10 protein-coding genes and 1 other annotated feature are annotated in these 15,235 nt (G+C 37.1%); all 10 genes read left to right on the top strand.

All coding sequences use genetic code 11. From position 1 onward, the window contains the following. Positions 1-576: 576 nt before the first annotated feature. The 10 genes from ACLTBU_RS03195 to rpoC all read left to right on the top strand — a co-directional run bounded on the left by ACLTBU_RS03195 (position 577) and on the right by rpoC (position 15,212). A complete protein-coding gene (locus tag ACLTBU_RS03195; protein WP_412217497.1) occupies positions 577-3,789 on the top strand; it encodes an SNF2 helicase associated domain-containing protein in 3,213 nt (1,070 codons plus the stop codon). Positions 3,790-4,070: 281 nt separating this feature from the next. Next, entirely contained in the window at positions 4,071-4,223 is a 153-nt protein-coding gene (gene rpmG / locus ACLTBU_RS03190) for a 50S ribosomal protein L33 (protein ID WP_053983214.1), read from the top strand. Between the two features lie 38 nt (positions 4,224-4,261). Then, positions 4,262-4,441: a preprotein translocase subunit SecE gene (gene secE, locus ACLTBU_RS03185; RefSeq protein ID WP_177670673.1), complete on the top strand. Its 180-nt coding sequence runs from the start codon at positions 4,262-4,264 to the stop codon at positions 4,439-4,441. Between the two features lie 14 nt (positions 4,442-4,455). Continuing rightward, positions 4,456-4,974: a transcription termination/antitermination protein NusG gene (nusG, locus tag ACLTBU_RS03180; RefSeq protein ID WP_177670675.1), complete on the top strand. Its 519-nt coding sequence runs from the start codon at positions 4,456-4,458 to the stop codon at positions 4,972-4,974. Between the two features lie 114 nt (positions 4,975-5,088). After that, a complete protein-coding gene (gene rplK, locus ACLTBU_RS03175; protein WP_177670676.1) occupies positions 5,089-5,514 on the top strand; it encodes a 50S ribosomal protein L11 in 426 nt (141 codons plus the stop codon). An 87-nt stretch (positions 5,515-5,601) separates the two neighbouring features. Then, a complete protein-coding gene (gene rplA / locus ACLTBU_RS03170; RefSeq protein WP_177670678.1) occupies positions 5,602-6,294 on the top strand; it encodes a 50S ribosomal protein L1 in 693 nt (230 codons plus the stop codon). Between the two features lie 65 nt (positions 6,295-6,359). Further along, positions 6,360-6,498, top strand: a sequence feature (ribosomal protein L10 leader region). A gap of 23 nt (positions 6,499-6,521) precedes the next feature. After that, entirely contained in the window at positions 6,522-7,010 is a 489-nt protein-coding gene (gene rplJ, locus ACLTBU_RS03165; protein ID WP_177670680.1) for a 50S ribosomal protein L10, read from the top strand. Positions 7,011-7,063: 53 nt separating this feature from the next. Beyond that, positions 7,064-7,432 (top strand): 50S ribosomal protein L7/L12, encoded by a 369-nt coding sequence (rplL, locus tag ACLTBU_RS03160; RefSeq protein ID WP_177670682.1) that lies wholly within the window; start codon positions 7,064-7,066, stop codon positions 7,430-7,432. A 368-nt stretch (positions 7,433-7,800) separates the two neighbouring features. Next, positions 7,801-11,661: a DNA-directed RNA polymerase subunit beta gene (locus tag ACLTBU_RS03155; protein WP_177670684.1), complete on the top strand. Its 3,861-nt coding sequence runs from the start codon at positions 7,801-7,803 to the stop codon at positions 11,659-11,661. A gap of 23 nt (positions 11,662-11,684) precedes the next feature. After that, positions 11,685-15,212, top strand: a complete 3,528-nt coding sequence (gene rpoC, locus ACLTBU_RS03150; RefSeq protein WP_249332644.1) for a DNA-directed RNA polymerase subunit beta' — start codon at positions 11,685-11,687, stop codon at positions 15,210-15,212. Positions 15,213-15,235 lie beyond the last annotated feature (23 nt).

The raw sequence follows: 15,235 nt of genomic DNA, 5'->3' as shown, positions 1-15,235 counted from the left end.
GCAAAAGCCCAGCTAAGCGCAGTTCCCCCTTAAAATAACTGCATTTAGCTGGGCTTTTATATGTGGCAAAATCACTTTGCCTTACTGTATACCAATATATAGGCTTTAGATTGGAAAGGGCAAGGAGATCCGTAAGCTAGCATAGGTACTAGGTGGGTGTTTGACGCTACTATAAGTGAAAGGGATGCTACTACATTTATCACGGCAAGTAGGACAGTAGCACTTAGAACATATGGATCTGCGGTAGGGATTGGCTTGCGCTTTCTACAAAGAAAGACTATAAATTTTGTATAAGTATAGCATTTATGTGATGGGTGCCTTAAAGTACTAGTGCCACATCTAGTATTTAAGGTTAGTAGGCAGGGTCTAAAAAATCTAGAAGGGGGAACTAGATTTTTTAGCTTGTCTACTAAGATGTAAGTAGTACACTACCTAGGATTTGTTTGACTACTTACATAAGATATATAGTCCTTTGTAGGTGAAATTCCCTGTTTTTATTGAGAAAAATTTTAGAAATTTTATTTTAGGTTAAAAAGGGGTATAATAAAAGGATAGATTATTGGCGAGGAGAAAAATATGTTAACGCTAGAAGAGATTAGAGATTTATGTCCTAACGTAGTTACCTTCAATAATGCAAAGCGTCTTTATGGGCTGGGGAGTATTAAGCATATGAGTGCCTTTAAGGAAAGGGATGGCTATGAGGTACATGGAACAATAGAAGAAGATAAATATCATCAAGTAGAGACAATAGTACGTATATTTGATGATGGACGTGTAAGAGTAAAGTGCGGCTGTCATCCGCCTTATGGCTATTGGTCTATTTGTGAGCATGGTGCAGCGCTGCTTATGGAATTTTGGGAAAGACTTCAGACAGGGACTATTAAAATTCAACCTATTGAGCAGATTTATGGCATGGAAATGCTAGCCTTTTATGAAGAGGAAGCTATACGTAAGATGCAAAAGAATAGAGAAGGGTATATAAGAGTACAGCCTAAACTTTATAAAGTTTGGGAGAATGTATATGGGGTAGGTCTACAAGTGGGGGAAGATCGCCTTTACATTGTAAAAGATATAATGGAGTTTGTAGATGCTATTTTAAAAGAAGAACAGCTAGGTTATGGAAAGAATTTGGCATTTATCCACCATGTAGGTGCATTTTGTGAACAAGATAGGCCACTTATTGAGTGGATTGTGGATGAAGCAGTGGCAAGGCAAGCTACATTAGACCAAATGTCAGGTAGACTTACTAAGTTAGACAAGAAATATATTGCACTGACTCCAGGCGGCTTTGATAAGTTTTTTGAACTTATGGAAGGTAGAACTATTTCTTATTACGATGATAGTAATGAAGAGATTACATTAGTAAAAGATAATCCAAAGCTTTACTTTGATGTAGCTAAGGAAGAGGAACAGTTTGTTCTTACTTCTAATTTGAATCAATATAGCCTTATTGAGTATCCTAAAAATAAGTACATTATAATAGAAGATAAACTTTATAAATGTAATAAAAATTTTGCAGATAACGTTATGCCTATACTAGATTATATGAATCAGATGCATACAAGACAGTTTTATTTTGATGAGAGAGGCTGGCAACGTTTTGTTCTCACAATCTTACCGCGTATTAAACGTTATGTAGAGCTTCATATAGAAGAAGGTTTATTAGCACGTTATACGCCACCTGAACTCGTTATTAAAACTTACTTAGATAAAGATGGGTCTAATAATATTGTAGAAAAAACGACCTTTACTTATGGCGTTACGACTTTTAATCCTTATGATACACATGGGGGAGAACCTGTAGACCTTGCTAGAGATATTACTAAGGAGCATGCTTACACCAATATACTGGAGAACTACCAGTTCAAAAATAATAAAGGACAACTTCACCTCGATGATGAAGAGAGCATTTACAACTTCCTTACTTATGGGATAGATGAACTTTTGCCTATAAGTGAAGTGCATATTACAGATGAGCTTAAGGCTATGAAATTTAGAAAACCGCTTATTGGTAGTGTGGGTATTAAGATAGAAAGTGATTTGCTTAAGGTGAATTTTGAGGAGATTAATTTAACACCGGAAGAAATTGATGCCATTATGGAGGCGTATCACCTTAAGAAGAAATACTATAGGTTACGTAGTGGTAGCTTTATAGATGTAGGAAATCGTGAGGTAGATCAGCTAGCTCAGATTATGGAAGGGTTAAGACTCGGTAGTGATGCAATCAGTAGTGGAGAAGTTACTTTGCCTAAATATAGAGCCTTATATCTAGACCAGATTACGAAGCAGAATGAAGACTTAAGTGTAGAACGCGATAAGTACTTTAAGCAGATTATTCGTGATGTAAAAAATGTGGCAGATGCAGATTTTGAAGTGCCAACTTTTTTAAAGAAGACTTTAAGAGGCTATCAGAAGGTAGGTTACAGATGGTTAAGGACTATGGCAGCATATGGATTTGGCGGTATACTAGCTGATGATATGGGACTTGGAAAGACCTTGCAGGTGATTACCCTATTAGCAGCGCAGCAGAATAGGGGCTATAAGCAGAACTTAGTTGTAGCACCTACGTCACTTGTACTGAATTGGCAGAAAGAAATCGAAAAGTTCACACCTCATCTTAAAGTATTAGTATTAAATGGTACTATAGAAGAGAGAAAAGAGAAGCTTAAACATATAGAAGGCTATGATATTCTTATTACTTCATATGATTTATTAAAGCGTGATATTGAGCTTTATGAATCTCTTCATTTTAAATATTGTATTGCAGATGAGGCCCATTATATTAAAAATCCCAACACACAAAATGCTAAGGCACTGAAATGTGTTAGAAGTGAAGTACGCTTTGCTTTAACAGGAACGCCTATAGAAAACACACTAGCAGAGTTATGGAGTATCTTTGATTTTATTATGCCGGGTTATTTATTTAGTTATCAGCAGTTTAAAGGTAGCTTTGAGACACCCATTTTAAAGTTTGAAAGTGAGCGTGCAACCAATCAGTTACGGACTATGGTAGCACCATTTATTTTACGACGACTAAAAAAAGATGTCTTAAAAGAGCTCCCAGAGAAAACCGAAACCATTCTCTATAATGAAATGACGCCAGAGCAGGAAAAAATTTATAAAGCTAACTTAGCGCTCTTACAGCAAGAATTCCAAAAGGAAATGAAATTAAATGGTATAAGTAGAAGTCATATTAAAATACTAGCTATGCTTACGAGACTTAGACAGTTATGCTGCCATCCAGGGTTATATCTTGATGAGTATGAAGGAGGAAGTAGTAAACTCGACCAATGTATAGAGCTTATTGAAGACAGTATTGAATCAGGACATAAGATTTTGCTCTTTTCACAGTTTACAACCATGCTTGATAAGATTGCTTATGAGCTACAAGTAAGAGGAATTTCTTATTATATGCTGACAGGTGCAACCAAGGCAGAAAGAAGAATTGAAATGGTAGAGCTTTTTAATAAAGATGCAACACCTATATTCTTGATTTCACTTAAAGCAGGAGGAACAGGGCTGAATCTTACAGGAGCAGATATTGTTATTCATTATGACCCTTGGTGGAATGTATCAAGTGAAAATCAGGCAACAGACAGGGCACACCGTATTGGGCAAAAGAACAATGTACAGGTCTTTAAGCTTATTACTCAAAATACGATAGAAGAAAAAATCAAGAAGCTTCAAGATAAGAAGATTGGTTTATCTGATCAGGTATTAACAGGGGAGCAGACCTTTATTAGTCATATGAGTGAAGAAGAAATAAAAGATTTATTTAAACTAGATTAAAAATCGATTTAACAGGCTTAGCTTATAGTCCATGGGCTAAGCCTTGATGATTTGGATGGATATTCCTATTGCTAACTTTATAAAGAAGTGCTAATCTATGACCATGCCGAAGGAAGTACAGACGCTTTTAGATTAACAAGAATTGATAAAATTTAACAAAGAAATCTTGTATAATTAGCTTGACGATAAGATTTCGGGTGTGATATATTAAACTTGTACCTAAATAGGTCTTTTTTTTATGGCAATTTTTAAGAGCTTTAACTCAAGTGGAGGTGTCGATCGTGAGAGTACAAATTACTTTAGCTTGTGAGGATTGCAAGCGTAGAAACTACACCATGACAAAGGATAAGAAAGCACATCCTGATCGCATGGAAACTAAAAAGTATTGCAAATTCTGCAAAACACATACACTTCACAAAGAAACTAAAAAATAAGAGTGTATGAATCGGTATACCCAGGGAGGAATATGAAGATGGTTGAATTTTTTAAAGACTTCATAGCAGAAAGTAAAAGAATAGTTTGGCCAAGCAAATCAGAACTTATGACAAAAACTACAGATGTCATTTTATTTTCACTTGTGGTAGCTGTTATAATTTTTGGTATGGACTTTGTATTTAGTTACGGAATGCAACTATTACATCAACTAGCATAATTGGAGGCACAACAATGGATGAAGCAAGATGGTATGTGGTACACACATATTCTGGATATGAAAACAAAGTAAAAGCTAATATTGAGAAAGCTATTAAAAATCGTAATATGCAAGACTTAATCCATGTGGTTGAAGTTCCTATGCAAGATGAAGTAGAGGAAAAGAACGGGACTAAAAGAACTGTTCAGAGAAAGACTTTCCCTGGATATGTACTAATTAAGATGGTTATGACTGATGATACTTGGTATGTTGTGCGTAACACACGTGGGGTTACAGGTTTCGTTGGTCCTGACTCTAAACCAGTATCTTTAACTGTCGATGAAATCAAAGGCATGGGAATTGATCTTGCAGCATTACGTCCACATGTAGAAATTGGCGACCCAGTTAGAATTCTAGCAGGAGCTTTCCAAGATTCTGAAGGGATTGTAAAAGAAATCCATGAAGCAAAAGGTGCAATTATTGTATCTGTTCAAGGATTTGGGCGTGAGTTCCCAGTAGAGGTAAGTTTCGAACAAGTTGAGAGTCTTATCTAAAATTTCAGCTTCGAGTGTGTAAATTACACACGGTATTTAGTAAAATATTTAAGCAACGCGCGAGTGGGAGGGAATTCCCCGCGAATACCACATTTTTTTAGGAGGTGCCTAACTATGGCTAAAAAAGTTACAGGAATGATTAAATTACAAATTCCAGCTGGAAAGGCAACACCAGCTCCACCAGTTGGTCCAGCACTTGGTCAACATGGTGTTAACATCGTTGGCTTCACAAAAGAATTCAACGAGAGAACAGCAAAAGATGCTGGTCTTATTATTCCAGTAGTTATCACTGTATATGCTGACAGAAGTTTTTCTTTCATCACAAAAACTCCACCAGCAGCTGTATTACTTAAAAAAGCAGCTAACATTCAATCTGGTTCAGCAGTACCAAACAAAACAAAAGTTGCAAAAATCACTGAAGCAAAAATCAGAGAAATTGCAGAACTTAAAATGCCAGACCTTAATGCATCAAGCATTGAAGCTGCTATGAGCATGATTGCTGGTACAGCACGTTCAATGGGTATTGTTATTGAAGGTTAATTCAAAACTAGTATTTTAAATTATTTGAGCGCGTATATAGTACGTGGGAGGGCGTAGTCCCCGATAATACCACAAGGAGGTAACGTTATGAAAAGAGGAAAAAAATATATCGAAGCTGCTAAACTAGTAGATCGTGCAAACTTATACGATGTTGCTGAAGCTTTTGATTTAGTAGTAAAAACATCTAGTGCAAAATTCGACGAAACAGTTGAAGCACACATCAAATTAGGTGTTGACAGCCGTCATGCTGATCAACAAGTACGTGGTGCGGTAGTATTACCACACGGTACTGGTAAAACTCATAAAGTACTTGTATTTGCTAAAGGTGCTAAAGCTGATGAAGCATTAGCTGCTGGTGCAGATTACGTAGGTGCTGAAGATTTAATCCCAAGAATTCAAAACGAAGGTTGGTTCGATTTTGATGTTGTAGTTGCTACACCAGATATGATGGGTGTTGTAGGTCGTCTTGGTCGTGTACTTGGACCAAAAGGCTTAATGCCAAACCCAAAAGCTGGTACAGTTACTATGGATGTTACTAAAGCAATCAATGATATCAAAGCTGGTAAAATTGAGTACCGTCTTGACAAAACAAACATTATCCACGTTCCAATTGGTAAAGTTTCATTCGGTCAAGAAAAATTACAAGACAACTTCTCCACATTAATGAGTGCAATCATAAAAGCTAAACCAGCTGCTGCTAAAGGTCAATACCTTCGTAGCATCTCTGTTTCTTCAACAATGGGTCCTGGCGTAAAAGTTAACCCAACAAAAGCTGAATAATTAACAGAAACTGGTAGCTAAATAAATGTTGACAATCTAAGGTGGACATGTTATCATCTTAGTTGTTGAAAATGAATACTGTACCGCAGACAGTAGGTGCCACAAGGCATAACGTATACAACCTACCGAGGTCTATATCATAGATGGACGGATGTATCACCACTTTGCCTGCGGAAAGAAGCAAAGTGGTATTTTTTTGACATAACCTGGAATTAGGAGGTGTAACAATGGCAAAAGTTGAACAAAAACAAGTTGTTGTTGATCAAATTAAAGCAAAATTAGAAGGCGCAAGTTCTGTTCTTTTAGTAGACTATCGTGGTCTTACAGTAGAACAAGATACAACTCTTCGTAAAGAACTTCGTGAAGCAGGTGTTGAGTACAGAGTATACAAAAACACTATGGTAAACTTCGCAGTTCAAGGTACAGAGTTCGAAGCTATTTCTAAACATCTTGAAGGACCTACAGCTATCGCAATCAGCTACGAAGATGCAACTGCTGGTCCTAGAGTATTAGCAAAAGTTGCAAAAGCTAACGAGAAGTTAGAATTCAAAGGCGGCGTTGTTGAAGGTACTTACTATGATGCAAATGGTATGTTAGCTATCGGTAATATCGCTCCAAGAGAAGAATTACTTGGTCGTTTACTTGGAAGCTTCAAATCACCTATTGCAAGCTTTGCACGTGTTATTAAACAAGTTGCAGAAAAAGACGCAGAATAATCTAAAGAACGTACAGTTCGCTATTTAAATTAAAATTTACGGAGGTGCTTATCATGGCAAAATTATCAATCCAAGAAATCATGGAAGCTATTAAAGAATTAACAATTTTAGAATTAAACGATTTAGTAACAGCTTGTGAAGAAGAATTCGGTGTATCAGCAGCAGCAGGCGTTATGGTAGCAGCAGCACCAGGTGCAGCAGCAGAAGAAAAAACAGAATTCGACGTTGAATTAACAGATGCTGGTTCAGAAAAAATCAAAGTAATCAAAGTGGTTCGTGAAATCACAGGTCTTGGCTTAAAAGAAGCTAAAGAAGTAACAGAAGGAACTCCAAAAGTTCTTAAAGAAGGCGTAGCTAAAGAAGAAGCTGAAGCAATCAAAGCTAAATTAGAAGAAGTTGGCGCTAAAGTTACATTAAAATAATTTCGGTTATGTTTAAAAGGCAGCTCATAAGGCTGTCTTTTATTTTTCCTAAAAAGGGTAAAAAAATAAGTAGTTCCCCTTGAAAGAAACTACCATGAATGCTATATTTAAAATGCTTATCCATAAAATAAGAAAAAAGGGTTGACTTACCCTTTTTTTTCTGATAGCATATTAGAATGTGTCAATATGTAAATAATTATGCTAGTATTATAGCATATGCCTATCAGCTTGACAATACATAATCTTACTTTAATGTATGACAATGCAAAATTTTAATATTATTAAAGTAGATTATGATTATTATTCAACTCGAAATAATGCAGCTTTTGTTGCATGATTTATAAATTTTGCAAGGGGTGAGAGAACACATGCAAAAATCTAAAATTCGTCCTATTAATGTGGGCAAACAAATTCGTATGAGCTATGCAAGCACAGACGAAATCTTTGAAATTCCAAACCTTATCGAAGTACAAAAAGATTCTTACAACTGGTTCCTTAAAGAGGGACTAAAAGAAGTATTCCAAGACATTTCACCAATTACAGATTTCAATGGTAACCTTAGTCTTGAATTTGTAGACTTTGTTCTAGACAGCAAACCTAAATATTCAGTAGAAGAAGCGAAAGAAAGAGACACTAACTATAGTGCGGCTCTTAAAGTAAAAGCGCGTCTTCATAACAAAGAAACAGGAGAAACAATCGATAACGATGTGTTCATGGGTGATTTCCCACTTATGACAGAAAACGGTACTTTCATTATTAATGGTGCTGAACGTGTTATTGTTAGCCAGTTAGTACGTTCTCCTGGTATTTATTATGCTATTGATTTTGATAAAATCGGTAAAAAACTCTTCTCAGCAACAGTTATTCCTAACCGTGGTGCATGGCTTGAGTATGAAACTGATTCAAACGATATTTTCTATGTAAGAGTAGACCGTACACGTAAAGTTCCTGTAACTGTATTATTACGTGCATTAGGTCTTGGTAGTGATGCAGAAATTCTTGAAACATTTGGGGAAGAACCAAAAATTCTTCAAACAATCGAGAAAGATACTACTAAAACTTACGAAGAAGGTCTTTTAGAGATTTATAAACGTATTCGCCCGGGTGAACCACCAACTGTAGAAAGTGCTCAAACACTTTTAGGCAATATGTTCTTTGACCCTCGTAGATATGACCTTGCTAAAGTAGGTCGCTATAAATTCAACAAAAAACTTGCGCTTAGAAACCGTATCACAGGTGCTAAACTTGCTGAGGACGTTGTGGATATGTTCACAGGTGAAGTTGTTGCAAGTGCAGGAGAGAAAGTATCTCTTTCTTTAGCAGATAAGATCCAAAATACTGGTGTAGCATATGTATATGTTTCAGTACCAGAGACAGATCGTCCTGTTAAAGTACTTACTAACCAAACAGTAGAACTTTCACACTTCTTCCCTACTATTGATGCTGATGAAGTAGGTATCAAAGATACTGTATATTATCCAGCATTAGTACGTATTATTGAAGAATTTGATGATGAAGAGGATATCAAGAAAGCATTAATCGAAAGACATAATGAACTTGTACCAAAACACATTACATTAGAAGATATCTTAGCTTCTATCAACTATAATATTCACTTAGAATATGAATTAGGACATAAAGATGACATTGACCACCTTGGTAACCGTCGTATTCGTGCCGTAGGAGAACTCCTTCAAAACCAATTCCGTATCGGTCTTGCTCGTATGGAAAGAGTAGTGCGTGAAAGAATGACAGTTCAAGATTCAGAAGCTATCAGTCCACAAACATTCATTAATATTAGACCTGTAACAGCTGCAATCAAAGAATTCTTTGGTAGTTCACAGCTTTCACAGTTCATGGATCAAAATAACCCTCTTGCTGAACTTACTCACAAACGTAGATTATCTGCGTTAGGACCAGGTGGTCTTTCAAGAGAACGTGCAGGGTTCGAGGTACGTGACGTTCACCATTCACACTATGGTCGTATGTGTCCTATCGAAACTCCTGAGGGTCCAAACATCGGTCTTATTAACTCACTTGCTACATTCGCACGTATTAACGAATATGGCTTTATTGAAGCACCATACCGTATCATTGATAAGAGCACAGGTGTGCCACGTGTAACAGATGACTACATCTATATTACAGCAGATGAGGAAGATAACTACACAGTATGTCAAGCTACAGAAGAGCTTAATGAAAATAGAGAATTTGTAAATAAAAAGGTAAGAGCACGTCGTCGTGAAGAAATCCTTGAATTTGATTATAAAGAAATCGATCTTATGGATATTTCTCCAAAACAGATTGTATCTGTTGCGACAGCAATGATTCCTTTCCTTGAAAATGATGATGCTAACCGTGCCCTAATGGGTGCCAACATGCAACGTCAGGCAGTACCACTTATCCGTACAAATAGCCCAATTGTAGGTACAGGTATGGAACATAAGGCTGCAGTAGACTCAGGTGTACTTGTAATTGCTAGAGAAGACGGTATTGCAGAAAAAGTAACATCAGATGAAATTATCATCAAATCAGAAGATGGTAAAAAACACGTTTATAAATTAACTAAATTCTCAAGAAGTAACCAAGGTACATGTATCAACCAAAGACCAATCATCAACAAAGGTGATGTGATCAAAAAAGGTGATGTACTTGCAGATGGTCCTTCAACAGATCATGGTGAACTTGCTCTTGGTCAAAACCCACTTATTGGTTTCATGACTTGGGAAGGTTACAACTACGAGGATGCTATCCTTTTAAGTGAAAGACTTATTAAAGAAGATATCTACACATCTGTTCATATTGAAGAATATGAAGTAGAAGCGCGTGATACTAAAGTAGGTCCAGAAGAAATTACAAGAGATATTCCAAACGTAGGTGAAGATGCACTTAAAGACCTTGATGAAAGAGGTATTATCCGTATTGGTGCTGAAGTACGTTCAGGCGATATCTTAGTAGGTCGTGTAACACCAAAAGGTGAGACAGAACTTACAGCAGAAGAAAGACTTCTTCGTGCAATCTTCGGTGAGAAAGTACGTGAAGTAAGAGATACATCTTTACGCGTACCTCATGGTGAAGCTGGTATCATTGTAGATGTTAAAGTATTTACACGTGAAAATGGTGATGAATTATCTCCAGGTGTAAACAAAATGGTTCGTTGTTATATCGCTCAGAAGAGAAAAATCTCTGTTGGGGATAAAATGGCGGGTCGACATGGTAACAAAGGGGTTATCTCAAGAGTACTTCCAGTAGAAGATATGCCATTCCTTCCAAACGGTAGACCTCTTGATATTGTACTTAACCCACTAGGCGTACCATCTCGTATGAACATCGGTCAGGTACTTGAAGTCCATTTAGGTCTTGCATCAAAAGCTCTTGGCTTTAAGATTGCAACACCAGTATTCGATGGTGCTAACGAATATGACATCATGGATACACTTGAAATGGCAAATGACTATGTAAACCGCACATGGGAAGAATTCACAGAAAAATGGAAAGATCGCATTGATGAAAGTGTGTATAACTATCTTGAAGAAAACTTAGACCACCGTAGTGAATGGGAGGGCGTTCCTATCGATCGTACAGGTAAAGTACAACTTCGTGACGGTAGAACGGGCGAACCATTTGATAACCCTGTAACAGTAGGGTACATGCATTACCTTAAACTTCACCACTTAGTTGATGATAAGATGCATGCGCGTTCTACAGGACCATATGCAACAATTACACAACAACCTCTTGGTGGTAAAGCACAATTTGGTGGTCAGCGTTTCGGTGAGATGGAGGTTTGGGCACTTGAAGCTTATGGTGCTGCGTACACATTACAAGAAATTCTTACTATCAAATCTGACGACGTTGTTGGACGTGTTAAAACTTACGAAGCGATCGTTAAAGGTGAAAATATACCTGAACCAGGTATTCCAGAATCATTCAAAGTTCTTCTTAAAGAACTTCAATCTTTAGCACTTGATGTACGTGTATTAACTAGCGATATGACTGAACTTCAAATCAAAGAAAGTGTTGAAGAGGGAGAAGGTCTTGCTGTTAACATTGAAGGCGTTGAAGGTGCACCACAAAATCCAGAATTCATTGATGAAGATGTTGAATTAACTGAAACAGATTTATTAGAATCAGAGTCTGACCTTGAAGAAGAAGCATTAGACTTTGACTTTGATGATGCAGTTGTAGAAGATTTATTTGAAGATTCATTAGATGATTTGGATTTATAAAAGCTTAGAAGGGAGTAAAGGTCATGACTAATATGGATCAATCAATCCTATTTGAAGCAATAAGAATTGGATTAGCTTCCCCAGATAAAATCCGTGAATGGTCTAGAGGAGAAGTAAAAAAACCAGAAACAATTAACTACCGTACACAAAGACCTGAACGTGATGGGCTATTTTGTGAAAAAATATTTGGACCTAGCAAAGACTGGGAATGTCATTGTGGTAAATACAAACGTATCAGATATAAAGGTGTAGTTTGTGATCGTTGTGGCGTTGAAGTTACAAAAGCAAAAGTACGCCGTGAAAGAATGGGACACATTGAGCTTGCAGCTCCTGTGTCTCACATCTGGTACTTTAAAGGTATACCAAGTAGAATGGGACTTATCTTAAATCTTTCACCAAGATTATTAGAGAAAATCCTTTATTTTGCATGCTATATTGTGACAGACCCTAAAGATACAGGTTTATCATATAAAGAAGTACTTACAGAAAAAGAATTTAGAGAAGCAGAAGAAAAATATGGTTGGGGCTCATTTACAGCTGAAATGGGTGCTGAAGCTATTAAAAAACTTCTTCAAGATATCGATCTTGAGGCTGAAAGTATTGAACTTAAAGCTGCTCTTAAAGATACTACAGGACAAAAACGTATTCGTATCATTAAACGCTTAGAAGTAATTGAAGCGTTTAGAATTTCTGGCAATAAACCAGAATGGATGATTCTTGACGTTGTTCCAGTATTACCACCAGATTTAAGACCTATGATCCAGCTTGATGGTGGACGTTTTGCAACATCAGACTTAAACGACCTTTACAGAAGAGTAATCAACCGTAATAACCGTTTAAAACGTCTTCTTGATCTTGGTGCTCCTAATATTATTGTTCGTAACGAAAAACGTATGCTTCAAGAAGCTGTTGATGCGCTTATCGACAATGGTAGACGTGGTAGACCAGTAACAGGTCCTGGTAACCGTGCACTTAAATCTTTATCAGACATGCTTAAAGGTAAAGCAGGTCGTTTCCGTCAAAACTTACTTGGTAAACGTGTTGACTACTCTGGACGTTCAGTTATCGTAGTAGGACCATCACTTAAACTTTACCAATGTGGTTTACCAAAAGAAATGGCTATCGAGTTATTCAAACCATTCGTTATGAAAAAACTCGTTTCTGATGGATTAGCACATAACATTAAAAATGCCAAACACATGATTGAAAGACTTCACCCAGAAGTTTGGGATGTACTCGAAGAAGTTATTCGTGAGCATCCAGTTATGCTTAACCGTGCCCCTACACTTCACCGTTTAGGTATTCAGGCATTCGAACCTGTATTAGTTGAAGGTCGTGCACTTAAACTTCACCCACTTGTATGTACAGCTTACAATGCTGACTTCGATGGTGACCAGATGGCGGTTCACGTACCATTATCTGTAGAGGCACAAACAGAATGTCGTTTCCTTCTTTTAGCTCCAAATAACTTACTTAAACCTTCAGATGGTGGCCCAGTAGCAGTTCCATCTCAGGATATGGTTCTTGGTACTTACTACTTAACACTTGATAAAGAAGGCGAAGAAGGCGAAGGTAAATACTTCAAAGATGAAGCTGAAGCGATTTTAGCTTACACAAATGGTGTTATTACACTTCATGCTCGTATTAAAGTGCGTCGTACAATCGAAATCAATGGAGAAATGAAAACAGGTATTACAGAAACAACAGTTGGACGTATTATCTATAATGAAGTAATTCCTCAAGATCTTGGTTTCGTAGATCGCAGTAAACCAGAGAATGAATTCAAATATGAAATTGATTTCTTAGTTGGTAAAAAAGAACTAGGTAAATTAATTAAAAAATGCATTAATACACATGGTGCAACTGATACAGCTATCCTGCTTGACAACATTAAAGACTTAGGCTTTAAGTTCTCAACTCGTGGATCTCTTACAGTATCAGTATCTGATATGGTTATTCCAGAGAAAAAAGGTGAATATTTAGCTGAAGCAGATAAAGCAGTAGACCATGTAACAAAACTGTTCAAACGTGGTCTTATGACAGATGAAGAACGTTATAATAAAGTAATCCAAGCATGGAATACAGCCAACGATAAGATTACTAAAGCTCTTCTTGATGGACTTGGAAGATACAACCCTATCTACATGATGGCTCACTCTGGTGCCCGTGGTTCTAACAACCAGATTAAACAGCTTGCAGGTATGCGTGGTCTTATGGCATCTCCATCAGGACGTATCATCGAGCTTCCAATCAAAGCTAACTTCCGTGAAGGTTTATCTGTACTTGAATACTTTATTTCTGCCCATGGTGCTCGTAAAGGTCTTGCCGATACAGCGCTTCGTACAGCCGATTCAGGATACCTTACACGTCGTCTGGTAGACGTATCTCAAGATGTTATCATCAGAGAGAGAGACTGTCGTCATGATGATGATGCAGCGATTCCAGGTATGTGGGTAAAAGCATTCAAAGATGGTGCAGAAGTAATTGAACCATTAAGTGAAAGAATTACAGGTCGTTTTGCAGCAGAGCCAGTTGTACATCCAGAAACTGGTGAAGTAATCATTGAAGCAAATAAAATGATTAGACCAAATGTTGCAGAATACATTGATGATCTTGGTATTGAAAAAGTTAAAATTAGAACAGCACTTACATGTAAATCTAAGATTGGTGTATGTGCAAGATGTTACGGTGCAAACATGGCATCTGGCAACGAAGTAAGAGTAGGGGAATCAGTTGGTATTATCGCTGCTCAGTCTATCGGTGAGCCAGGTACACAGCTTACAATGCGTACATTCCATACAGGAGGTATCGCTGGAGATGATATCACACAAGGTCTTCCACGTATCGAAGAGTTATTCGAAGCACGTAAACCAAAAGGTCTTGCAATCATCGCAGAGTTTGGTGGTGTTGTAACAATTACTGAAACTAAGAAAAAACGTGAAGTAACAATTACTGATAACGAGAGTGGTCAGTCAAAAACTTACCTTATTCCTTATGGATCACGTATTAAAGTATTAGATGGTACTTATATTGAAGCGGGTGATGAGCTTACAGAAGGTAGTGTAAATCCACATGATATCCTTAAAATTAAAGGTGTTCGTGGCGTACAAGACTATATGCTTCAAGAAGTTCAACGCGTTTACCGTCTTCAAGGGGTAGACATCAACGATAAACACGTTGAGGTTATCGTTAGACAAATGCTTAAAAAAGTTAAGATTGAAGAAAATGGAGATACAGATCTTCTTCCAGGTAGCTTAGTAGATATCCTTGAATTTGAGGATGTAAACAATCAAATGGAGGCAGAGGGCTTAGAACCAGCTACAGGTAAAACAACTTTACTTGGTATTACTAAAGCATCTCTTGCTACAGAATCATTCCTTTCAGCAGCTTCATTCCAAGAAACAACAAGAGTTCTTACAGAAGCAGCAATTAAAGGAAAAATGGATCCACTTATCGGTCTTAAAGAGAATGTAATTATTGGTAAACTTATCCCTGCGGGAACAGGTATGGATAGATATCGTAAGATAAATATCGAAGTAGCTGATTTTTAAAGGGTTTTAGAAAGCCGCCTTAC

It is taken from the genome of Zhenhengia sp., assembly GCF_046966505.1.
GTDB lineage: Bacteria > Bacillota > Clostridia > Lachnospirales > Cellulosilyticaceae > Zhenhengia > Zhenhengia yiwuensis.
The sequence above is the reverse complement of the archived record's forward strand: the minus strand, read 5'-3'. Positions and strand labels throughout refer to the sequence as shown.

Bases quoted from the DNA above. Each gene is read 5' to 3' on its own strand.
- rplJ (WP_177670680.1), top strand. From the start codon at position 6,522: ATGGCAAAAGTTGAACAAAAACAAGTTGTTGTTGATCAAATTAAAGCA.
- rplK (WP_177670676.1), top strand. From the start codon at position 5,089: ATGGCTAAAAAAGTTACAGGAATGATTAAATTACAAATTCCAGCTGGA.
- rplA (WP_177670678.1), top strand. From the start codon at position 5,602: ATGAAAAGAGGAAAAAAATATATCGAAGCTGCTAAACTAGTAGATCGT.
- nusG (WP_177670675.1), top strand. From the start codon at position 4,456: ATGGATGAAGCAAGATGGTATGTGGTACACACATATTCTGGATATGAA.
- ACLTBU_RS03195 (WP_412217497.1), top strand. From the start codon at position 577: ATGTTAACGCTAGAAGAGATTAGAGATTTATGTCCTAACGTAGTTACC.
- rpoC (WP_249332644.1), top strand. From the start codon at position 11,685: ATGACTAATATGGATCAATCAATCCTATTTGAAGCAATAAGAATTGGA.
- rplL (WP_177670682.1), top strand. From the start codon at position 7,064: ATGGCAAAATTATCAATCCAAGAAATCATGGAAGCTATTAAAGAATTA.
- ACLTBU_RS03155 (WP_177670684.1), top strand. From the start codon at position 7,801: ATGCAAAAATCTAAAATTCGTCCTATTAATGTGGGCAAACAAATTCGT.
- secE (WP_177670673.1), top strand. From the start codon at position 4,262: ATGGTTGAATTTTTTAAAGACTTCATAGCAGAAAGTAAAAGAATAGTT.